18 protein-coding genes and 1 pseudogene are annotated in these 20,493 nt (G+C 51.4%); 7 read left to right on the top strand and 12 right to left on the bottom strand.

Translation table 11 applies throughout. The features are described from left to right. The first annotated feature begins 1 nt into the window (after position 1). Both ACLJPQ_RS08310 and srfC read left to right on the top strand, forming a co-directional pair. Positions 2 to 2,983 (top strand): virulence factor SrfB, encoded by a 2,982-nt coding sequence (locus tag ACLJPQ_RS08310; protein ID WP_000960825.1) that lies wholly within the window; start codon positions 2 to 4, stop codon positions 2,981 to 2,983. Further along, positions 2,980 to 5,124: a virulence-associated effector SrfC gene (srfC, locus tag ACLJPQ_RS08305; protein WP_042947234.1), complete on the top strand. Its 2,145-nt coding sequence runs from the start codon at positions 2,980 to 2,982 to the stop codon at positions 5,122 to 5,124. The genes ACLJPQ_RS08310 and srfC overlap by 4 nt, the downstream gene beginning before the upstream one ends. 44 nt (positions 5,125 to 5,168) lie before the next feature. On the opposite strand, the gene ACLJPQ_RS08300 is transcribed toward srfC, so the two are convergent. Continuing rightward, positions 5,169 to 5,342, bottom strand: coding sequence for a GhoT/OrtT family toxin (locus tag ACLJPQ_RS08300; RefSeq protein WP_000171943.1), 174 nt, complete (start codon positions 5,340 to 5,342; stop codon positions 5,169 to 5,171). 198 nt (positions 5,343 to 5,540) lie between these two features. Between ACLJPQ_RS08300 and yncL the strand changes: the two genes are divergently transcribed. Further along, positions 5,541 to 5,636 (top strand): stress response membrane protein YncL, encoded by a 96-nt coding sequence (gene yncL, locus ACLJPQ_RS08295; protein WP_001103198.1) that lies wholly within the window; start codon positions 5,541 to 5,543, stop codon positions 5,634 to 5,636. A gap of 104 nt (positions 5,637 to 5,740) precedes the next feature. Here yncL and patD read toward each other — a convergent pair whose 3' ends face one another. From patD to ACLJPQ_RS08270, 5 genes and pseudogenes are all read right to left on the bottom strand, one after another. Beyond that, complete coding sequence (patD, locus tag ACLJPQ_RS08290; protein ID WP_080184715.1) at positions 5,741 to 7,186, bottom strand: aminobutyraldehyde dehydrogenase; 1,446 nt, start codon at positions 7,184 to 7,186, stop codon at positions 5,741 to 5,743. Positions 7,187 to 7,300: 114 nt separating this feature from the next. Beyond that, complete coding sequence (gene ycdR, locus ACLJPQ_RS08285; RefSeq protein ID WP_000760692.1) at positions 7,301 to 8,725, bottom strand: GntR family transcriptional regulator YdcR; 1,425 nt, start codon at positions 8,723 to 8,725, stop codon at positions 7,301 to 7,303. 135 nt (positions 8,726 to 8,860) lie between these two features. Next, positions 8,861 to 9,631, bottom strand: coding sequence for a M15 family metallopeptidase (locus ACLJPQ_RS08280; RefSeq protein WP_080184716.1), 771 nt, complete (start codon positions 9,629 to 9,631; stop codon positions 8,861 to 8,863). A gap of 259 nt (positions 9,632 to 9,890) precedes the next feature. After that, positions 9,891 to 10,121: pseudogene (locus ACLJPQ_RS08275) on the bottom strand (hypothetical protein). A 32-nt stretch (positions 10,122 to 10,153) separates the two neighbouring features. Continuing rightward, positions 10,154 to 10,552 (bottom strand): D-alanyl-D-alanine dipeptidase, encoded by a 399-nt coding sequence (locus tag ACLJPQ_RS08270; RefSeq protein WP_076937240.1) that lies wholly within the window; start codon positions 10,550 to 10,552, stop codon positions 10,154 to 10,156. Positions 10,553 to 11,080: 528 nt separating this feature from the next. Between ACLJPQ_RS08270 and sifB the strand changes: the two genes are divergently transcribed. Further along, a complete protein-coding gene (gene sifB / locus ACLJPQ_RS08265; RefSeq protein WP_080184717.1) occupies positions 11,081 to 12,031 on the top strand; it encodes an SPI-2 type III secretion system effector SifB in 951 nt (316 codons plus the stop codon). A 271-nt stretch (positions 12,032 to 12,302) separates the two neighbouring features. Continuing rightward, a complete protein-coding gene (locus ACLJPQ_RS08260; RefSeq protein ID WP_000956438.1) occupies positions 12,303 to 12,533 on the top strand; it encodes a DUF2554 family protein in 231 nt (76 codons plus the stop codon). On the opposite strand, the gene ACLJPQ_RS08255 is transcribed toward ACLJPQ_RS08260, so the two are convergent. Both ACLJPQ_RS08255 and ACLJPQ_RS08250 read right to left on the bottom strand, forming a co-directional pair. Next, on the bottom strand, positions 12,534 to 14,498 hold the full coding sequence (locus tag ACLJPQ_RS08255; protein ID WP_001249753.1) for a peptidase U32 family protein: 1,965 nt from the start codon (positions 14,496 to 14,498) through the stop codon (positions 12,534 to 12,536). A 78-nt stretch (positions 14,499 to 14,576) separates the two neighbouring features. Then, positions 14,577 to 15,113 (bottom strand): helix-turn-helix domain-containing protein, encoded by a 537-nt coding sequence (locus ACLJPQ_RS08250; protein WP_000369543.1) that lies wholly within the window; start codon positions 15,111 to 15,113, stop codon positions 14,577 to 14,579. A 91-nt stretch (positions 15,114 to 15,204) separates the two neighbouring features. Between ACLJPQ_RS08250 and ACLJPQ_RS08245 the strand changes: the two genes are divergently transcribed. Then, the gene (locus ACLJPQ_RS08245; protein ID WP_064000598.1) at positions 15,205 to 16,383 is read left to right on the top strand and encodes a benzoate/H(+) symporter BenE family transporter; all 1,179 of its coding nucleotides are present in this window, start codon (positions 15,205 to 15,207) and stop codon (positions 16,381 to 16,383) included. A gap of 53 nt (positions 16,384 to 16,436) precedes the next feature. Here ACLJPQ_RS08245 and ACLJPQ_RS08240 read toward each other — a convergent pair whose 3' ends face one another. The 3 genes from ACLJPQ_RS08240 to tehA all read right to left on the bottom strand — a co-directional run bounded on the left by ACLJPQ_RS08240 (position 16,437) and on the right by tehA (position 18,857). Beyond that, complete coding sequence (locus ACLJPQ_RS08240; protein ID WP_001259023.1) at positions 16,437 to 17,105, bottom strand: DUF3313 domain-containing protein; 669 nt, start codon at positions 17,103 to 17,105, stop codon at positions 16,437 to 16,439. Positions 17,106 to 17,260: 155 nt separating this feature from the next. Further along, on the bottom strand, positions 17,261 to 17,857 hold the full coding sequence (tehB, locus tag ACLJPQ_RS08235; protein WP_000218277.1) for a tellurite resistance methyltransferase TehB: 597 nt from the start codon (positions 17,855 to 17,857) through the stop codon (positions 17,261 to 17,263). Continuing rightward, positions 17,844 to 18,857 (bottom strand): dicarboxylate transporter/tellurite-resistance protein TehA, encoded by a 1,014-nt coding sequence (gene tehA / locus ACLJPQ_RS08230; protein ID WP_001243996.1) that lies wholly within the window; start codon positions 18,855 to 18,857, stop codon positions 17,844 to 17,846. The genes tehB and tehA overlap by 14 nt, the downstream gene beginning before the upstream one ends. 106 nt (positions 18,858 to 18,963) lie before the next feature. Here tehA and ydcK point away from each other — a divergent pair, with 106 nt between their 5' ends. Then, complete coding sequence (gene ydcK / locus ACLJPQ_RS08225) at positions 18,964 to 19,944, top strand: YdcK family protein (RefSeq protein ID WP_080184718.1); 981 nt, start codon at positions 18,964 to 18,966, stop codon at positions 19,942 to 19,944. Here ydcK and rimL read toward each other — a convergent pair. Continuing rightward, complete coding sequence (gene rimL, locus ACLJPQ_RS08220) at positions 19,941 to 20,480, bottom strand: 50S ribosomal protein L7/L12-serine acetyltransferase (RefSeq protein WP_000229311.1); 540 nt, start codon at positions 20,478 to 20,480, stop codon at positions 19,941 to 19,943. The genes ydcK and rimL overlap by 4 nt on opposite strands. Positions 20,481 to 20,493: the final 13 nt, after the last annotated feature.

Raw genomic sequence — 20,493 nt, 5'->3', positions numbered from 1 at the left:
TATGTTGGTCAATCTGTGTGATTACAAACAGAGCGTCACGCTCATTGCAAACAGCGGCGTCCAGTTTCTTGATTTTGGCTTAACGCCGCAAGAGTCGGCCCACTACGGACGCTTTGTGCGCAAAACGGCAAACGGCCCGCTACTGCGCCTCGATTTTGATCTGACCAGCGGGCGCTACACGTTGCCTGGGCGTGCAGGCGGCCAACCCGAAGTCGTGAAACCGGAAAGCACTCAGACGCTGCACTATTCTCTGGATGTACTCGACGGAATATGGCTCCCCCTGCCGTTCCTGCGTTTTAATCCGCCGCGTACCTTTATTGACGGGCCGGATAACTGGGCGCGCATTCAGGTACGTAAACTCAGCGAGCCAGATAGCGCCGGAAACACACACCGCATCACCCTCGCCTTCGACAGTCAACTGGCAAAAAATATGCCAGCGGCGTTGGCGCCTTGCGAAAACGATCTGCTCAATGGCACACGTTTTGCGCTCGCCTGGCGCGATGAAGAAGTTGCCGATTTTCTTGACCAGACATGGATTGACGGCTGGCTGCGCGAGTCGTTTCTTCAGTATGCCTCACAGGTGGAAAACCGTCCGGAACAGGCCATACAACAAGCGCTGCGTAGCTTTGAGTATCAGGCGCACTGGTTGAATTTACTGACGCTGTTAGGCGAACAACTTACGGTGCCGGAAGTGAAGTTTGTGACACATACGTTAAGCACGCCCGCAATCCCGGTCGATCTGATTCTGGATGTCGGCAATACGCATACCTGCGGCGTCTTGATCGAGGATCATGGCGACGCGAATGACGGCTTACGCCAGACGGCAGAGCTTCAGGTGCGTTCTTTAAGCGAGCCGCAGTATCTGAACGATCCTTTATTTACCAGCCGGGTAGAATTCTCGGAAGCACGCTTTGGCAAGCAACACTTTTCTGTCGAAAGCGGACGAGACGACGCCTTTGTCTGGCCTTCCATTGTGCGTGTGGGCGACGAGGCTCGCGCCCTTGCTATGCAGCGTGTGGGCACCGAAGGCAGCAGCGGCATCTCCAGCCCGCGCCGCTACCTGTGGGATGAAACCCCCGCCTTGCAGGACTGGCGTTTTAGCCAGATCCACGGTAAAACGCAGCGCGAACCGCTTGCCACCGCGTTTCCGCTGATGAATCTGATGAACGACGACGGACAGCCGTTATTCCGCCTGCCGCATGAAGAAAGGCTACCGGTTTTTTCGCCGCAATACAGCCGTAGCACCTTGATGACGCATATGTTGTGCGAAATTCTGGCTCAGGCGCTGGGACAAATTAACAGCGTCGCCACCCGGCTGCGGCTCGGCTTTCCCGCCTCGCCGCGCCAGCTACGCACCCTGATTTTAACGCTGCCTTCCGCCATGCCGAAACAGGAGCGAGAAATTTTCCGCCAGCGAATGTTTGAAGCGCTGGCGCTGGTCTGGAAAGCCATGGGCTGGCATCCGCAGGATGAGGATTTCACCACGCCTAAGCAGCGTGAAAAAAGCGTGGTGCCGGTACCAGAAATACAGATGGAATGGGACGAAGCAAGTTGCGGCCAACTGGTATGGCTTTATAACGAAGCCATTTCGCATTACGCCGGGCGTACCGAATCCTTTTTTAATGCGCTGGCCAGACCGGATCGCCAGCCTGAACCCGGCGTCGTCCCCGGACGCGCGTTGCGCGTGGCATCGATTGATATCGGCGGCGGCACGACGGATATGGCGATCGTTCACTATCAGTTAGATGACGGCGTGGGGGCCAATGTAAAAATTACGCCTCACCTCCTGTTTCGCGAAGGTTTTAAAGTCGCCGGGGACGATCTGCTATTGGATATCATTCAGCGTTGCGTACTCCCTTCCCTGCAAACGGCGTTGCAACGGGCAGGCGTTACGGATGCCGCCGCCCTGCTGGCGACCTTATTTGGCGATTCGGGACGAATTGATACTCAGGCCATTTTGCGCCAGCAAACGGCGCTGCAATTATTTATGCCGCTGGGCCACGCGGTACTTTCCGCCTGGGAGCAAAGCGACATTAACGATCCGTTTGCCGGTTTACACGCGACATTTGGCGATCTGCTGATCCGCCGCCCAACGAGCAACGTGATGAACTATATCCAGCAGGCGATCGATCATGCCTTACCGTCTGGTTCGCCGACATTTGATATATTCAATGTGCCGTTGCAAATCCAGTTTAGCCAGCTTCAGGAGGCTCTGCTGGCCGGCCAGTTTACGCTGACAACGCCGCTTCATGCGGTCTGCGAAGCGATATCCCACTATCACTGCGATATCTTGCTGGTGACGGGGAGACCGACCTGTTTACCCGGCGTACAGGCGCTCATCCGGCACTTACAACCGGTGCCGGTTAATCGCATTGTGTGGATGGATAAGTATCAGGTACATGAATGGTATCCCTTCAGTCAACAAGGGCGTATCGGTAATCCAAAATCCACTGCTGCGGTGGGCGCGATGTTATGCAGCCTGGCGCTGGACTTACGTCTGCCGCGTTTCAATTTTAAAGCGGCTGATATCGGCGCGTATTCGACTGTGCGTTATCTCGGCGTACTGGATAATACCGTTAATACGCTTCGCGATGAAAACATCTGGTATCACGAGATCGATTTGGATAAACCCGGCGCAACGCTGGACGCACGCCTGCATTTTCCGCTACGCGGCAACGTGACGTTGGGCTTTCGTCAACTGGCGAATAGTCGCTGGCCGGCAACCCCACTCTATTGCCTGAGCATTAATTCCGCCGAACTGGCGAAAACCATCGCTGGCGACGGCGTACTGAATGTGCGACTGAAATTACGCGGCAGTAGCAAAGATAGCGCCCCGGAATCGTTCATATTAAGTGATGCCTGGCTCCAGGACGGGACGCCGGTCGCCGCCGATGCGCTGACATTAAAATTGAATACGCTGGCTGACCGTCGCCACAGCGGCAGCCACTACTGGATAGATAGCGGGAGTGTATACCTGAAATGACAAAACCGTTAAACGCCACCCAGGCTGTTATCGAGTGGGTTAACAACACGCGCCGTTACGCAACGCGGCTGGATGATGAAGCCGATGCTCTGCTGGCGCAACTTACGCTTGCCGCGGCGGATGAGTCAGCGCTCAACGCCGCCTGCGCATCACATGGCTGCGTCGGTCTGTACGGGTATGCGCAATCCGCAAAAGCGCATCTGTTAACGACGCTATGCGGTAACGAGAATGGCAAGCTGGAAATTATCACGCCGGACCGTGACTATGATTATTTCAGCCACATCAATCCGGGTCATGCGCCAGCGAATATGGCTATTCGCTTTACGCGCGACATTTTTTCAAACGAGAGCGGCTGGCCGTTGCGCCTGCGCTTGATCAGTGAAGCTGAACTGGTGCAGATCTTTATTGCCTGGACCAGCTCGTCCCCCGTTTGTCGCCAGGTCGAAAAATCCATTATCACATCACGCCTGGAGAAATGGCAATCGCTTCGCCAACCGCAGCCCGTCCCCGGCGTTACCGCTGAAGAGGTAGCGACCATCGCGAGTTTCTGGCGCTCTTGTCTTCCGTCCGCCAGACAACATATTGATGATGCGACATGGCAACACTTTGCCTCGCTCTTGCCTGCGCTGGATCTCACGACACGGGCGCACGCCTGGGCATTACTGTGGGGAGAGCAGCCGGAGATCACCCAGCAATGGCTGGCGCTGGCGCATATGTTGCAACAAACCAGCCATGCCGGGGAACTGGCGGCGCCGCTCAGCCTGCTGGTCGATCATTTTGGCTTACCGGCGGAAAACTTCCTGACGCAAATGGCGCTAACCGCCAGCGATACGCAAAGCGATGTGGTGGTGCATCCGGTTAAGGAAGGCCGACTGCTCAATGCGGTCAGCCTTTCGCTTGATTCTCTGGCGCTGCTTACCCGCGAACTGGTGCTAACCGTTGAAAACAGCGTACTGGATAACGTTGATTTACTGGATATTCCGGTCGCGCCAGACAGTCATCCTCATCCGTTATGGCGGGCGAAATTAGGCTGGATGCTGGCCCATTACCGTCAGCAGGTACAGCCCGATGTTCTGGTGATTTGCAATGCTCTGGCATCTCGCTCGCAAACATCCGCCGCCGCCCGTCACTTACTGGAGTGGGTTAACGCCACGCAGCCGCAGCATGAATCAGCGTTACCCGGCGTCGTCTGGGCTATTACTCCACAGGATGCCCGTTTTGCCACCCAGCAAAATCTGGATGAAGCCGTCCAGCAGTTGATGGGTAAACCTGGCGTGCACTGGGGAACGTTGCAGGCGCTGGATAAACACAGTATGCAGCGTTTGGTGGAGTGGTTATCGCAGGCGACATCGGCACCACAGCGACAGGCACGCTTACAGGCGTTACGCGAACAACTGCGAGGCCGCGTGCGCGATCTGTTACCGATGTTTGATGACGCGCGGCTACCGGTTGAAACCGTGATCCGGCGTCTTCAGGCCCAGGCCGCCAGACATGGCGACCTGCTGGCCGGGCTGTTACCGCCGGTACAGAACTTCGAAGCGTTGCTGCGCACCCGACAGTCGCGAGAAGAACAGGTCAGCGGTTTATTTAATGACGCGATCGATCTCTTTGCCGACGAACCAACGCGCGCTTCAGCGTCAGAAGGTCACGAAACAGGCTATCAGGCGCACAAAATGTGGATCAATCATCTGCGCCAGTGGGCCCACTGCCGGGATAATGCGCAGCGTCTGGGACTGGAACCGCAGATGCTCAACGCCGTGGCGGAGATTTTAATTACCGCCAGCTATCGCCTCGGTTTACCTCAGCAGTTACAGAAAACCATGCAGCGCGAGGAGGTTAGCGGCGCGCAGCTCCATGCCATCATTGGTAACTTCATCGCCTGGCTCGGCTACGCAAATATCGAGGAGGCCCAACGCCCGGCCAGCCGCGTTCAGAAAGGCGCAGCCATTTTCGCCGCAACGCCGCGTTCGACAATGTTGCGTCTAACAAAGCTTGACGAACAGCCCGTTCACGCCGCCAGCCGCTATGTCTATGACTGGCTTGTTGCGCTGTATACCCTGGCCAATGAGAACGCAGGATATCGGCATCCGCAGGACGTTACCGACGTAGACAGAGCGCAATTAATTGCCCTGATAGCCTGACCTGGCGGAAAAACCATGCCCGGTAACCTGTATCGGGCTTGAGGTCAGAAAAGCGAAAACAGCAATGCGACGGGGAAACTTATCGGCCATGTCGCGCCAACCAAAAAGGCGCTCAGGAAACGAATTCGTTTTTTGTCATGAGTCAAAAACCAGGTGATCAGGGATGATATCACCGCCATGACGGCGTAAAAAATTAATATCTTTTGAAAGAGGGTCATATCAGGCATCCGCGCCAACCAGAGGAAAAAACGCGCGCAATATGCTCTTTTTATTTGACACACATCAAGGTTTATCAGCCTTAACAGCAAAACGTTCTCAATGCACGGCTCCGCTTACAGAATATCCTGTTTACGTATTATTGCGGATCTCGCCAACCCGTACTATACCCATAGGGGTTATGATGAAAGGTGGCGAAAATGAATGTTTCCAGTAAAACCGTCGTGCTGATTAATGTCTTTGCTGCTGCAGGACTTTTGGGTCTGATCTCGTTGAGATTCGGCTGGTTTGCTTGAGGTGTTCAACCTTTGAGTACTTGCTGCGCATGTTGGCGGGGAGGTCCCCCTCTCCGCCGACACCCGCCTATTTTTTCACGATTTTTCTGAACAGTAAATGATCCTTAATGCTTAACCATGATGTGGCGGACAAGGGTGTAGTCTTCCAGACCATACAATGACATATCTTTGCCGTATCCCGACTGTTTTTGCCCTCCATGCGGCATTTCGCTAACCAACATGAAATGGGTATTAATCCAGGTACAGCCATACTGCAATCTGGCGCTAAGCCGGTGCGCCCGCCCGACGTCCTGAGTCCAGACGGAGGATGCCAGACCATAGCGAGAATCGTTGGCCCACCTCAGAACCTGATCTTCATCATCAAAGACGGTTATACTGACCACCGGGCCGAAGACCTCGCGTTGCACGATGGCATCTTCCTGTTTTGCGTCTGCCAGCAACGTCGGAGCGAAATAGTAACCTTTACCTTCCGTTTGACTTCCACCAGTAATCACACGGATATGGCTGAGGGCCTTCGCCTCCTCTACAGCCGCTGTGACGCGCTTCAGGTGCGCCAGCGAACTTAACGGCCCCAGCTCTGTCGACTCATCCTCCGGCGCGCCCATTTTCAGACTGCTCACCGCGTTCCCCAGCTTTTCGACCAGCGCATCATAGATACCGCGCTGCGCGTATATACGGCACGCCGCAGTACAATCCTGTCCGGCATTATAGAAACCAAAAGTCCGGACGCCCTGCGCCACCGCATCCAGATCGGCGTCATCAAAAACAATCACCGGGGCTTTACCACCGAGTTCCATATGCGTACGTTTTATCGCTGGCGCAGTATGGCGCAGAATATGCTCCCCGGTCGCGATAGAACCGGTTAAAGAGACCATGCGTACTTTTTCATGGCCGGTCAATACATCACCAACAGTTTGCCCTCGTCCGAACAGGACATTGAGCACCCCCGGCGGAAAGATATCCTTCGCCAGCGCGGCAAGTTTAAGCGCCGTCAGCGGCGTGATTTCAGAAGGCTTAATCACCACGCAGTTACCTGCCGCCAGCGCTGGCGCCAGCTTCCAGGCCGCCATCATGAGCGGATAATTCCACGGCGCGATAGAGGCAACCACGCCAATTGGATCCCGGCGGATCATCGACGTATGTCCTTCCAGATATTCGCCCGCCGCCAGCCCACTCAAACAACGGGCCGCGCCGGCAAAAAAGCGAAAGACATCCACGATTGCCGGAATTTCATCATTAATTACGCAGTACAAAGGCTTACCGCAGTTTTGCGATTCAAGCCGGGCGAACTCAAGGGCGTTTTGCTCGATGCTGTCCGCCAGTTTTAACAGACATTCCGCCCGTGCTTTGGGTGTGGTCTGCCCCCATTCGGCAAACGCGCTATCGGCGGCCAGCACTGCGGCGTCAACCTGCGCGGGCGACGCTTCCGCAATCTCAAGTATGACCTCGCCTGTCGCCGGGTTATAAACAGACTGCCTTTCTCCCTCGCCGTCCACCAGCACGCCATTAATCAGTAATTGATATTGCATAGCATTTTCCCATATCGTCATTAATCGATTTCCGGCGAACGGGCCGCCGCTTTCCTAAAAATAGACGGCGCGCCAGATGCTCACCCGGCACACTCGGGAAATTTAGTCAGGTTGTGAGCTGACACGCATTCCACCTCACACAAGGCTTTTAGCGCTCAGCATCTCGCGAATCAGGCTTCCAAGCTGTTTTACGGCCTGTTCTTCCCGTTCTCCCCAATGCCATGCGGTGTTAAAACGAAAGAAACGCGTCCAGGCGCCGGACGTTGAAAACATTTTCCCCGGCGCGATACTGATAAGGTGTTCAAGCGCTTTGGCGCTAAGTTCACCGGCATCAAGCTGCTCAGGTAGCTCCAGCCAAAGAAAATAACCGCTATCGTTATGGTGAATTTTTACTTCCGCCGGGAGATGGCGCAAAAGGGTTTGCCAGGCTTGCTGTTTACGTTCGGCAAGCTGCCTTCGCAATCGGCGCAGATGCGCGTCATATCGACGTGTCGAGAGATAATCCACTAACGCCAATTGCATGGGGGAACTGGTGGATAATGTGCTCATTAACTGCAAACGCTGAATTTGTCTGGCATGGCTTCCTCCCGCAACCCAGCCAATGCGAAAACCGGGAACCAGACATTTGGAAAAAGACGAACAATGCAACACGGTATCGTCGCGATCCCATGCTTTGGCAGGCAGAGGTTTCTCGCGGCCAAAGTAGAGTTCGCTATAAACATCGTCTTCAATTAGCGTCACGTTATGGTGCGTGAGTAACGCGACCAGCCGCGCTTTTTTCTCAGCACTCAGCGTGAACCCTAATGGATTCTGACTGTTGGTCATTAACCAGCACGCTTTCACCGGATATTCCTGTAACGCCTGTTCCAGCGCCATAAGATCGATACCTTCTTTAACATCGGTAGGTATCGACAACGCTTTCAGGCGCAATCGCTCCAGGGCCTGTAGCGCACCGTAGAAACAGGGGTTCTCCACCACCACCCAGTCTCCCGGCGCCGTCACCGCCTGTAAACTAAGATTCAACGCTTCCAGCGCGCCGGCGGTAATGACAATCTCGTCAGGAGAAACGGTAATCCCCTGCTGCGCGTAACGGCGTGCTATCGCATAGCGCAATTCTGCATTACCTGGCGGCAAGTTTTCGATGACGCTCATTGCCGTCGCGGTTTTACTGACCTGCGCCAGAGAGCGGTTCAATTGCGGCAAGGGAAACAGGCGCGGATCGGGAAACGCTGAAGCAAAGGGCACCACTGAGGTATCACGACTGGCCTGCAGCATCTCAAAAATATAGGTATTGATATCTACGGCTTCATCCCGAATAACGTGCGCTGCCGTCGCGACTGACCGACAAACCGGATGCGGCGCGACATAATAACCGGATTGCGGACGGGCGATAATCCGTCCCTGACTTTCCAGCAACTGGTACGCATGACCGACAGTCATAAAACTCATGCCGCTACTGGCGACCTGCTCCCTCAGCGAGGGTAATCGATCGCCGGGCTGCCAAACGCCAGAGGCGATTTGTTCTCTAATTTGCTCCGCCAGACGTTGATATTTTTTCATTATTCGTTCTCATTGAGCGCTGCTTGCAGGTGGCAACCGCAGTGTATATCAGTTGTTAAAATTAACAATGATTTGCTAACTGTTATGGTGCTTTCCAACAGGCGTAATGATTAGATTTCGCAACAAAACGCCGTTTCAGGGTCTCTGCTTAACGGGAAAGTCAAACCAGGTGTTCGGGTATGGTTCATGAGTAAGGGAGAAGTGCCACCATTCGGTATCCAGTGGCGTAAAGCCAGCATCACGCATCAACGTTTGTAATAACAACCTATTTGCGCGTTGCTGAGCGGTAAGCATGACATTATCGGGATGGGATAACGGACTAAAACAGTCAAAGCCGGTACCAAAATCCAGACTATTATCTGGCGAGCGTTGCGCCGCGGACGCAGTACAATTCACCAGTGGTCGTCCGGGATGGTATATCGGTATTTTACTGTCGAGTGGAACAATCGTTAGATCAAGCGTACTTCCCCGACTGTGGCCGGATCTGGCGGCAAGATAACCTTCATCAAACAGACGCTTTTTCTCTACCAGCGGATAAAATTCGTTTTTCATTTGGTTTTGAGAAGGATCTTTGGCCCACGCGATAAAGTCGTTCACTGCGCTTTGCGGACGGTAGCAATCATATATTTTTAAGGTAAGTCCAAAGGGGCGTAAACGATCGGCGACCTGCTTCACTGCGTTTGCGGCTGGTCGTGTTAACAGGCAAACAGGCGCGTTATAGCCTTTAATGGGGCGACCAATAAAGTTATGGGAAGTGAAGTATCGCATGTCTACCTGTACGTCGGGGGCGACCGTAGTAATATCGACAAAGTCTTTTGGCTGGTGGAGATCAATATGGTTTTCAGCTGACATTGCCTGAACGGACAACAGGCTGAACAGGAGGAAAGAAGATACGCATTTTACCATATGTTACACCTCGCGAGAGTCACAGGGGTGATTATGTATTTGAGCAGGTAAAGATTAGCGGACAGCGCTTAAACAGATGGTTAAAATAAACATCATTCCCCCCTGTAATCTGTGCCTTATCACAAACGGAGAGGTTATATTTTGCTTATATGACCATTACGCCGCCTGTTCTATACCCAAAATAATTCGAGTTGCTTAAAGGCGGCAAGGGAGTGAGTCCCAGGAACACAGATAACGATGTGTTTTCACAAAGGCGAGTCTACCTGACCAGAAAGGTTATTTGATAATCAGTAGTACAGTTGTTGTCGCCTTCCATAACTAAATAACATTGTTTTGTCAAAGATAAGACCACTATATAGTCAGGAAGGCAATTAGTGAGGAACGCGTCAATTGTCGGCGATAATGCATCTGAAATTACGATTCACCGCAGTTGTTCAAACATATAGTCCTCCTTCGAACCGAGATAATTCGGTCTGCTGGCCATAGTCATTATTCAGTAAGAACGCAGGTTGCAGCGGCGGATCACGGGCGTGAAGAAAAATCCTGTGCCCCAAACTTTTTGGACAAGCGCTGAACCTGCCGTATACTTTTACTTAACGTACACTCCGCCATAAAAATAAACCCTGCGATGATACCGTAATGCCACAGGCATAACTTAAGGATATGCCATAAATCAAGCGAAGCATGATTTAATTTCTCAGTGATTACGATAGTCTGTACAAATATTATGGGATGAAATAATAAGACACCTAACAAAAATATCCCTGCCACAATCATGGCGAGTAACTGAAAAAAAGCCCATCCGATAACGAAGCGGTAAAGTAAAAGCAATAATAGCCGTCCACATTTTTTTAGCCATTCTGACTGCAAAATGCCCCAGGATGCTGTCTTTTCGTGAATTTCACTATCTGATTTCTTCATTTTGAGCCTCCTCGCAGGTTTTTATAGTCTTATCACCCAACTGGAAATAAACCCGTCAGCTAATCGTTACAACAAATATAATTAAGACAAAAACTAAAGAGTAAGGTATTTATATCATAAGTGCTATCAGTATTGGCCTTCTGCCCTGCCGCTAAATATCTCATTGTTGTTAGCCTAATAATACTTTTAGTTTAACTTCTTATAAGACAATTTCTACACGGTTGAGCAACTATTTACTTTCTCTAAAAATAATATAGCGCGTAATTAATCATTACTCATGGTACACGATGATGTGAGAATTAAGAAAACCATTTTACTTTCATTCGTTTTACCTGACATACTTCATGGCCAGGAGACGTGGGCATGACTAAAGCTACGGGTCGATATTAACAATAATGTTGACGGTTCAGGACAAAGCAAAAATCAGGTATTTCACTGATAAGCAAATCGATGGGCAACATGGTATAATATTTCGAATACCACCTATTCCAGTAATGAAGTATTATATAATCACTTGTGGTCTACATTATGCCAATTACTATCGGGAGAGGGTTTCTAAAAAGTGAGATGTTTTTCCAAAGTGCCATCTCTCAACGCTCCTTCTTTACGTTACTATGGGAAAAGATTAAAGATTTTTTTTGTGACACGCAAAGATCCGCTGCCGATCAATATATAAATGAATTATGTGATGTTGCCTCTCCGCCTGATGCGCAACGTTTATTTGATTTATTTTGCAAGTTATATGAATTATCATCACCGTCATGCAGAGGAAATTTCCATTTTCAGCACTATAAAGATGCTGAGTATCAATATACAAATCTCTGCATTAAAGATGGCGAAGATATTCCGTTATGCATTGTGATACGCCAGGATCACTACTATTATGAGATAATGAATAGAACAGTACTCTGTGTTGATACTCAGTCTGCCCACCTGAAAAGATATTCTGATATTAATATAAAAGCTAGCACTTATGTTTGTGAAGAGCTATGTTGCTTGTTCCCTGAGCGGTTACTACTCTCGCTATCCGGCGGTATAACATTTCCCGTCGACCTAAAAAATATAAAAGAGACGCTTATCGACATGGCAGAAAAGGGTAATTTATGTGACTGGAAGGAACAGGAAAGAAAAGCCGCCATCTCCTCCAGGATTAATCTGGGCATCGCCCAGGCAGGTGTACCACCTATTGACGACGCTATTAAAAACAAAATAGCCGCAAAGGTTATTGAGAATACTAACTTAAAGAATGCAACATTTCATGCAAATCATACACAAAGCTCAGTTACTCAACTAGTTTATTCATGTTTGTTTAAGAATGAGATATTAATGAATATGCTTGAGGAAAGTTCCTCTCATGGCCTGCTATGTTTAAACGACCTTGCTGAATATGTAGCGTTACAAGTTCATAACAGCCTTTTTTCTGAAGATTTATCTTCACTCGTTGAAACAACAAAAAATGAGGCTCATCACCAGAGTTGACCACACCATAAATAGTATGGTTTACAATCCCCTGGCAATACCAAAACCATCTAATACAATACCTTTAAAATATACTTCCAGGAAATAATGAATTTCGCATGGAACGAATTGGCTCGTTATTTTTATAATTGAGATACTGAGTATAAGTATATTTTCTCATACAACTTATCGCACTTATTGACAAACCGTTTTCGCTAATTTGAAGTGTTGAATAATAACTCAAAGAAATTATTGGCATCATAGCCTCACGACGTAACTGGAAGGTGGCATGATGCTTACAAAAACGTTATCAGTAGTTTTACTGACCTGTGCGCTGTTTTCAGGCCAGTTACTGGCGAAACAGCAAGACCACGCATTCGTATGGTTTGCGACGGGAGGGCACCAGCTTAGACACGAAGCCGACAGTGATGAATTACGGGCGGCAGCGGAAGAATCCGCGGAAGGCTTGCGCGAGCACCACAACTGGCAGAAATCGCGCAAACCAGAGAGCTATTTTCGTTAATTAAACGCCCCTACGCTTCGGCAGCGTTTTCATCAGCGCTTCAGGGCTCACTGAAGCGACAACGCTGCCGGGCTGGGGCATTTTTAAGATGTGGTTTTTAATTTTGCCAATGACATGCATTTCGCAAGGGCGGCAGTCGAATTTTAGCGTCAGTACTTCATCGCCATGCACCAACTGCATCGGCGTGGCTTTCCAGCTCTTAATATTTCCTTTCGCCTGCTTAGGACAAAGGTTGAACGCAAAACGCAGGCAGTGTTTGGTGATCATGACCGGTACCTCGCCCTTCTCCTGATGCGCCTCATAGGCCGCATCAATCAATTGTACGCCGTAACGGTGATAAAATTCCCGCGCTTTGTGGTTGTAGACATTAGCGAGAAAGCTGAGATGCGTTTGCGGATAGACCGGCGCAGGCTGCGCCACGGGTTTCCGACGACCTCGTTGATAATGGGCCAGCCGCGCCGCGTCAAGCATATCAATCGCCTCCCGACGGAACTGATTGAGCAGGCTATTTGGCACGAACAACGCCGCCGGTAATGTCACCTGCATATCACGCGCGTAGTAAGGCGTCTGTCCCAGCTTCGCCAGTCCGGCTTTTAGGTTATTCAACGCTTTTTCAGAGTTATTGGCTTCCTCAAATACCCCGTCAAGCGTATGCGTGATGCAGACACCGTCTTCACTGGTCAGCGTCAGAATAAGCTGTTCCTGCCAGCCGCCCAGCATGATATCAACCGCCACACGGCGCTCACTGGAGGTTTTTGTCAGCGCTTGCTGCCAGTTATGATCCAGATTACGATTCAACGGATGATGCGGACGGACTTTATGCAGGTCGGCAGGCATATCATTTGGCCAAACGCGGTAGCGGTTATGACCGGTTTTCTCCACCGTATTGGCGCGAAAACCCACCACTTCACGCTTAATCAACACGTTCAGACCATCGCCATTCGCCAACGGCTCCGTCGCTTCTACGTCGAGATAATCCTTCGCCACATTCAGCACCTCGCCTACCGGCAAGCCAATAAATTTTGGTGAATCAAATGCGCCAATATCACCTTTACGCGCGTTAACAAAATAGTCGGTGCTGCCGCGATGGAAGGTTTTCTCCGTGGAGGGAACAAAAAAATGCTCGGTCCGACCAACCGATGCACGCGCCAGATCGCCACGTTGCTCGATAATCGCGTCCAGCATCTGACGATAATGCGCGGTGATGTTTTTGACATAGCTCATGTCTTTGTAGCGCCCTTCAATCTTGAAGGAACGTACGCCTGCATCGATCAACGCGCCGAGGTTAGCCGTTTGGTCGTTATCTTTCATCGATAGCAAATGTTTTTCGTAAGAGACCACCCGCCCCTGATCGTCTTTTAACGTATACGGTAAACGACAGGCTTGCGAACAGTCGCCCCGATTGGCGCTGCGCCCGGTTTGCGCATGAGAGATATAACACTGCCCAGAATAAGCGACACACAGCGCGCCATGAATGAAGAACTCAATCGTGGCGTCAGTAGCCTGATGAATAGCCGCTATCTGACTCAAATTAAGCTCGCGCGCCAGTACAATCTGTGAAAAACCGACATCGGCAAGAAACTTCGCTTTTTCCACGCTGCGAATATCACACTGTGTACTGGCGTGAAGCTCAATCGGCGGGATATCCAGTTCCAGAATGCCCATATCCTGCACAATCAGCGCATCCACCCCGGTGTTGTACAAATCGGTGATTAACCGCTGCGCGGGCTCCAGCTCATCATCATGCAGGATAGTATTCAGCGTGACAAAAATCCTGGCGCCGTAACGGTGAGCAAACGGGACCAGATCGGCGATATCGCGCAGACTGTTACTGGCGTTATGACGTGCGCCAAAACCGGGTCCGCCGATGTAGACGGCATCTGCGCCATGCAAAATCGCTTCGCGAGCAATTGCGGCGTCACGGGCCGGACTTAACAATTCGAGATAGTGAGGTTGCTGGCGCATACAGTCTTTCTTATCCAATAGCAGCGAAATGGCGGCTATTGTAGTCAGAAGCGCAAACTAACGAAATAGTTTTCCCGCTTAATCACGCGGGTAATGGATCAGCGAGTGAAAATGAACCGTCTGGTCACTGCTGTTGCGATAGGTATGCGCCGTATCGCCGGCAAAACGCAAACCTTTACCGGCGTCTATGGTTTGCCATACCCCACCAGTACACATGTCCAGCCGACCCTGAATCACCACCACATGTTCGATAACGCCGGCTTTATGCGGCGCTGATTCGCTGCACGCGCCAGGCGCCAGCAATAGGGAAAAATAGTCAAAACAGAGTTCAGGGTCCCACGGAAACAGCGGTGTAATTACCATCGCTTGCTGCTGGGGATCGAAGGTTGGCGGAAATTCGGCCTGCGGAGGCGAAATAAACATTGAGAATGGAACGTTCAGGCCCGTCGCAATTTTCCACAGCGTTGCGACTGTCGGACTGGATTCATTACGCTCTATCTGCCCCAACATGGCTTTTGAGACGCCGGAGATCTCCGCCAGACGCGATAAACTCCAGCCTCGCTGATGGCGTAACGTTCTTAACGTGGTCGCCAGATAGTGTGTCAGGTTATCCATTTTCCCCCCCTGTAAGACCATAGCGTATCACTTGTACGCTATAACGCACAATGCTACATTGACTGACCGTTATAACGCACAAGAGGCGATCATGCGTCTGTTATCACTGCCGTTACCTACTGTATTATCTGGTCTGGTCGCCGTTCTGGTCGGCTATGCGAGTTCCGCCGCCATTATCTGGCAGGCGGCGCTTGCCGCTGGCGCAACACCCACAGAGATCGCCGGCTGGATGACCGCCCTCGGTATAGCCATGGGCATAAGCACACTAACGTTAACCTTGTGGTATCGTGCGCCGGTTTTAACCGCCTGGTCAACGCCTGGCGCCGCCCTGTTGGTGACAGGGCTTCAGGGATTATCGTTGCCAGATGCCGTGGGCATATTCATTGTCGCCAATGCCCTGATTGTGCTGTGCGGCGTCACGGGATTGTTTGCGCGTTTGATGCGAATAATCCCCCATTCTCTTGCCGCTGCAATGCTGGCGGGAATACTGCTACGCTTCGGCCTGCAGGCGTTCGGGACGCTCAATGGAGAATTTGTCATGTGCGGCGGTATGCTATTGGCGTGGCTACTCTTTAAAGTATTCGCGCCCCGCTATGCCGTTATTGCTGCCATGGTGATGGGAATAACGGTGGCGCTCATCCAGGGTAAGGTGGCGATGAGCGGTATTCATTTCGCGCCGGTGTGGCCCACCTTCGTTCCCCCCCACTTTTCATTCGCTCAAAGCCTGAGCGTCGCGGTACCGCTCTTCCTGGTGACGATGGCATCGCAAAACGCCCCCGGCGTCGCCACAATGAAGGCGTCTGGCTATCAGCTTCCTGTCTCTCCGTTAATGATTTTTACCGGGTTGCTGGCGCTGCTGCTTTCGCCATTTGGCGTTTATTCTATCTGCATTGCCGCCATTACAGCCGCCATTTGTCAAAGCCCGGACGCGCACCCCGATCCAACGCGTCGCTGGTTAGCGGCCGCCGCCGCAGGCGTTTTTTATTTACTTGCCGGGTGGTTTGGCGGTTCGATAACCGAGCTGATGGTCGCCCTGCCGGTTAGCTGGGTGCAAATGCTGGCTGGTCTGGCACTGTTAAGTACGATTAGCGGTAGTCTGTATCAGGCGCTTACTCACGAAAGTGAGCGTGACGCGGCAGTTATCGCATTTCTCGTCACCGCCAGCGGGCTAACGCTGATGGGCATCGGATCGGCATTCTGGGGGTTGATCGCTGGCGGAATAGGCTACGCAGTATTAACGAGAACGCGCCGCCCATCGTTGTCTGGCTGATGGTGGCCGCTAATCTGCCGGGGTTTGCGCCATCTTGCGATGGCGCCGCAGAATTATTTTTTATTAACGTCAAACATAGAGGTATCCGTCGCCATATCATCCACGACCTGTTTCAACGTCTCAAACGCCATTGGCGTACTGGAATTGCTCAGGTCTTTACCTTCACCCTGGCGTACTACCTTGACGACCGGCTTGTTGGTCGCGGCATCTATCAGCTCACCCTCAAAATAGAGGTGGGTATCCATGGTCCGGTGGCCTGTCGCCATTTGCGTGCCCGCCACAATCAGCGCTACAGGGATTACCTCATAGAATTGCAGCCCTTCTTTGCTGGTATCCACGCCCGTAATCGCCCCGCGGAAAATCAAACTGCGCGGCCCTGGCGTCGAGACCAGCGGTTTGCGCTGTTCAATTGCTGATTTTACTTTAGTGTTCGTATAAGCCAGCAGTTTATCAAGAACTTGCTGCCCGACCTGGGTCGTTGGTTTGGGGACGGGATAATATGTTATCGGATTGTAAACAATACTATCATAGTTAGAGTCATTGAAATGTGGATCTACCCAGCGCAACACCGGTTTTCCCGTGGCGGAGGTAGTTTCCTGCAGGTCCGAATAATTTTTTAAGAATCCAGAATACTTATCCGGCTGTGTGACTTTAGACGCACAGCCGGATAACGCCAGCAAGCCAGTAAGCACTGCAACTTTAAATAAAGTATGAGTACGCATGAAACGATCCCTTTAGTCTTCGCAATGATGCAAAGGAAATAATAGCAAAACGAAATCATTCTGGATGCACTAAAAATGGTAACGACAGCACAATTTGAACGCGGCGCCCGACAAAAAAATGCCGAACGCTGCGAGACTTACAGAACTTGCATCGCTCAGGCCGTTTTTCTCGCCAGCATCGTAGCAAAACGCAGTTTGATACGGTTGCCGTTTTCGTCCGTGCGGTGAAGCTCGCCGACATCTTCGTTGTATTTCAGCATGTCCCATCCTTCGTAATAGCGGCGTAATTCGCCTTCTTTAAAAGCGAACGGGAATCCCACCGTACAGGGAAAGTCCGGAGTATCCATTGCCGCAACAATCAAATTATACCCGCCGGTTTTTGTGCAGCGTTGCATATTGGCAATTAAACCGGGAATGGTTTGCGCCTCAAGAAACATCATAACCACCGTCGAGAGAATAAAGTCGTACTCACCGTCAAAGGTCAGTGTATTCAGATCGACAATGTCGGTTTGCAGATTATCCAGCCCCTCTGCCGCTTTAATACGCTCAAGGTTAGCCATACTGGCCGGATTTTTATCCCACGCGGTAACGTCATAACCGTTCGCGGCCAGATACAGACTATTGCGGCCATTGCCACATCCCAAATCCAGCGTTCGGCCCGGCGCGACAACCTTTGCCGCCGCCAGCACATCCGAATGCGTGCGGGTTAATCCGTATTTCTCAGTAAAATAATTTTCGTCACGAACGGTCATTTTTTTCCTCCGTTTTCAACAGTGCAGCGCGCTCAGTGCGAATAAGCAACGTCCCCTGCACCAGCAATAGAAATGTACGAACCAGCAATAAGGCGATAATAGCGTTAGTGAAAATAAACAGCGGGACGGCCAGAATATGAAAAAGCCCTGATTCACTACCGTGACCAAGATGTAACCCCGTGGTCGCCAGCGCGGAAACGCCGAACGAAAAACTCCAGAAGGAAGCATTAAACGGTTGTGATAAATACCAGGGCATTAATCGCAGCATAAATAAAAGCTGTAACAGACCGTAGCCGAATAGCATTTTCGCCAGCGTGTCGCCCTCCCCGCCATTGACGCTCAGCCAGGCGCTACAGGCGACCAGAGCAGGCGCCAGTTGGATACCCAGCGACGTACGCAGCACCGCCGGTAATTCGCCGCAGCTACGCAGTCGCTGCAAAATAACCGGCTCCAGACTTAACCACGAAAAGACGCCTGCGCCTAAAAACACCAGTCCGGCATCATTGTAACCGAGCGCTCCACAGGCCATAGCGCTGATAAAATTATTCGCTACCGTGGGCAGATAAAGTCCTGGGGTTGTCGCTTCTTCCGGATGCGCTCCGCGCCAAAGTCCCGCCGTCTGCCAGGCGGCATACGCCAGTTGTATGACGACCCCCACGCTGAATAGCGCAACGGCCAACGGGCGATACCAGGGAACGAAACCGATCGCGACCAGCATCGTGGTGGCGGGAAACAGGCTGACAAAACTGCTCATTACCGGATGTCGCACTTCAGCCATCACGCTATGGGGAAAGCGCACCAGACGGCTAAGGAACGCCAGGGTCAAGAGTGCCCAAATAATCATCGCCAGGATCACCATGATGTCTCCGGGCCAGTGGCTTATTGCCCATATCTGGCTGGCATAACGCCAGGCGAATCCCATACCGATAGTGCCAAGGACGATGCCAAAATAGCCCGCAGGCAAATTGAGCACGCGATCGCTCTGCTTGTGATTACGCATTTTGTTTAATTTATAAAGTATATTTGAAATGCATTTTATGGAATTTCTGGTTGTTTCGCCAGTACCTTTGCTACGGTTATCTTAATCGTTCACACGGAATTTCCCTATGATCAAATATCGACTGAGTGAGGAACCTCGTGCTTTTACTTATCAGGTAGACGGTGAGAAGAAAAGCGTCTTATTACGACAAGTTATTGCCGTAACGGATTTTAACGATATTAAAGCCGGAACCTCCGGCGGCTGGGTTGATGCCGATAATGTGCTGTCACAACAGGGGGATTGCTGGATTTATGATGAAAACGCGATGGCCTTTGCGGGCACGGAAATTACGGGTAACGCGCGTATCACGCAGCCGTGTACGCTCTACAATAACGTGCGAATAGGCGATAACGTCTGGATTGATCGCGCTGATATCAGCGATGGCGCACGGATAAGTGACAACGTCACCATTCAGTCCTCTTCCGTGCGCGGAGAGTGTGCGATTTATGGCGATGCCCGCGTGTTAAACCAGTCAGAAATTCTCGCCGTTCAGGGACTAACGCATGGACATGCGCAGATTTTACAAATTTACGATCGCGCCACCGTGAACCATTCGCGGATTGTCCATCAGGTACAGCTTTATGGCGACGCCACTATCACACACGCTTTTATTGAGCACCGGGCGGAGGTCTTTGATTTCGCGCTCATCGAAGGCAACAAAGACAATAATGTCTGGATCTGTGACTGCGCCAAAGTCTATGGCCATGCGCGGGTTATCGCCGGCACAGAGGAAGATGCTATCCCTACCCTTCGCTACAGCTCACAGGTAGCGGAACATGCGTTAATCGAAGGCAACTGTGTGTTAAAACATCATGTGCTGATAGGCGGACATGCTGAGGTACGCGGAGGCCCGATTTTACTGGACGACCGCGTGCTGATTGAAGGCCATGCCTGTATACAGGGCGAAATTCTGATTGAGCACCAGGTCGAGATTAGCGGACGGGCGGCGGTGATAGCCTTTGACGGCAATACTATTCACCTGCGCGGCCCAAAAGTGATCAATGGCGAGGATCGTATTACGCGTACCCCCTTAGTCGGTTCCCTTTAATCCGCATCAATAATGCGGGCATACATATTAACGTCGTGATAGTCGCCGTTAAGATACTCCGCCTGTTTCATACAGCCTTCCAACGTAAAATGGTTGCGCCGTGCGACTGCGTTACTGGCCTGATTATCAACGCGGCATTTAATGACGAAGCGCCGAATATCGCCGCGCCGGGCATAATGTGTCATCAGCGCCTGTAATGATTGCGACATTATCCCTTGTCCCTGGAGGGACTCATCCAGCCAGTAACCGATATAGGCGGCTTTGTTTATCGGTTCGATGGCATTAAATGAGAGTACGCCCGCCATCTCATTCTGGCAGAAAATCAGGTACATTTTGGCGTAACCACGCTGGTGCAACAGCATATTACCCTGCACATGCTTACGCGTTTCCTCCTGCGACGTGACATATTGCGGCCAGTCGAGCGACTGTTGTAGCCACGCTTTGTTTTTGAGTACCAGTTGGTGCAGCGCCGGAACATGACTTTCATCTGCCGCTCGCAGTTCCAGCGTCGTGCTAACAGGAATAATTTCCACCATCGCGTTGCCCTTC

Source organism: Salmonella sp. SAL04213 (assembly GCF_046550535.1).
Taxonomy (GTDB): domain Bacteria; phylum Pseudomonadota; class Gammaproteobacteria; order Enterobacterales; family Enterobacteriaceae; genus Salmonella; species Salmonella enterica.
The sequence above is the reverse complement of the archived record's forward strand: the minus strand, read 5'-3'. Positions and strand labels throughout refer to the sequence as shown.

Coding starts and splice junctions, on each gene's coding strand:
- ACLJPQ_RS08310 (WP_000960825.1), top strand. CDS start 2: ATGTTGGTCAATCTGTGTGATTACAAACAGAGCGTCACGCTCATTGCA.
- srfC (WP_042947234.1), top strand. CDS start 2,980: ATGACAAAACCGTTAAACGCCACCCAGGCTGTTATCGAGTGGGTTAAC.
- ACLJPQ_RS08300 (WP_000171943.1), bottom strand. CDS start 5,342: ATGACCCTCTTTCAAAAGATATTAATTTTTTACGCCGTCATGGCGGTG.
- yncL (WP_001103198.1), top strand. CDS start 5,541: ATGAATGTTTCCAGTAAAACCGTCGTGCTGATTAATGTCTTTGCTGCT.
- patD (WP_080184715.1), bottom strand. CDS start 7,186: ATGACGATATGGGAAAATGCTATGCAATATCAATTACTGATTAATGGC.
- ycdR (WP_000760692.1), bottom strand. CDS start 8,725: ATGAAAAAATATCAACGTCTGGCGGAGCAAATTAGAGAACAAATCGCC.
- ACLJPQ_RS08280 (WP_080184716.1), bottom strand. CDS start 9,631: ATGGTAAAATGCGTATCTTCTTTCCTCCTGTTCAGCCTGTTGTCCGTT.
- ACLJPQ_RS08270 (WP_076937240.1), bottom strand. CDS start 10,552: ATGAAGAAATCAGATAGTGAAATTCACGAAAAGACAGCATCCTGGGGC.
- sifB (WP_080184717.1), top strand. CDS start 11,081: ATGCCAATTACTATCGGGAGAGGGTTTCTAAAAAGTGAGATGTTTTTC.
- ACLJPQ_RS08260 (WP_000956438.1), top strand. CDS start 12,303: ATGCTTACAAAAACGTTATCAGTAGTTTTACTGACCTGTGCGCTGTTT.
- ACLJPQ_RS08255 (WP_001249753.1), bottom strand. CDS start 14,498: ATGCGCCAGCAACCTCACTATCTCGAATTGTTAAGTCCGGCCCGTGAC.
- ACLJPQ_RS08250 (WP_000369543.1), bottom strand. CDS start 15,113: ATGGATAACCTGACACACTATCTGGCGACCACGTTAAGAACGTTACGC.
- ACLJPQ_RS08245 (WP_064000598.1), top strand. CDS start 15,205: ATGCGTCTGTTATCACTGCCGTTACCTACTGTATTATCTGGTCTGGTC.
- ACLJPQ_RS08240 (WP_001259023.1), bottom strand. CDS start 17,105: ATGCGTACTCATACTTTATTTAAAGTTGCAGTGCTTACTGGCTTGCTG.
- tehB (WP_000218277.1), bottom strand. CDS start 17,857: ATGACCGTTCGTGACGAAAATTATTTTACTGAGAAATACGGATTAACC.
- tehA (WP_001243996.1), bottom strand. CDS start 18,857: ATGCGTAATCACAAGCAGAGCGATCGCGTGCTCAATTTGCCTGCGGGC.
- ydcK (WP_080184718.1), top strand. CDS start 18,964: ATGATCAAATATCGACTGAGTGAGGAACCTCGTGCTTTTACTTATCAG.
- rimL (WP_000229311.1), bottom strand. CDS start 20,480: ATGGTGGAAATTATTCCTGTTAGCACGACGCTGGAACTGCGAGCGGCA.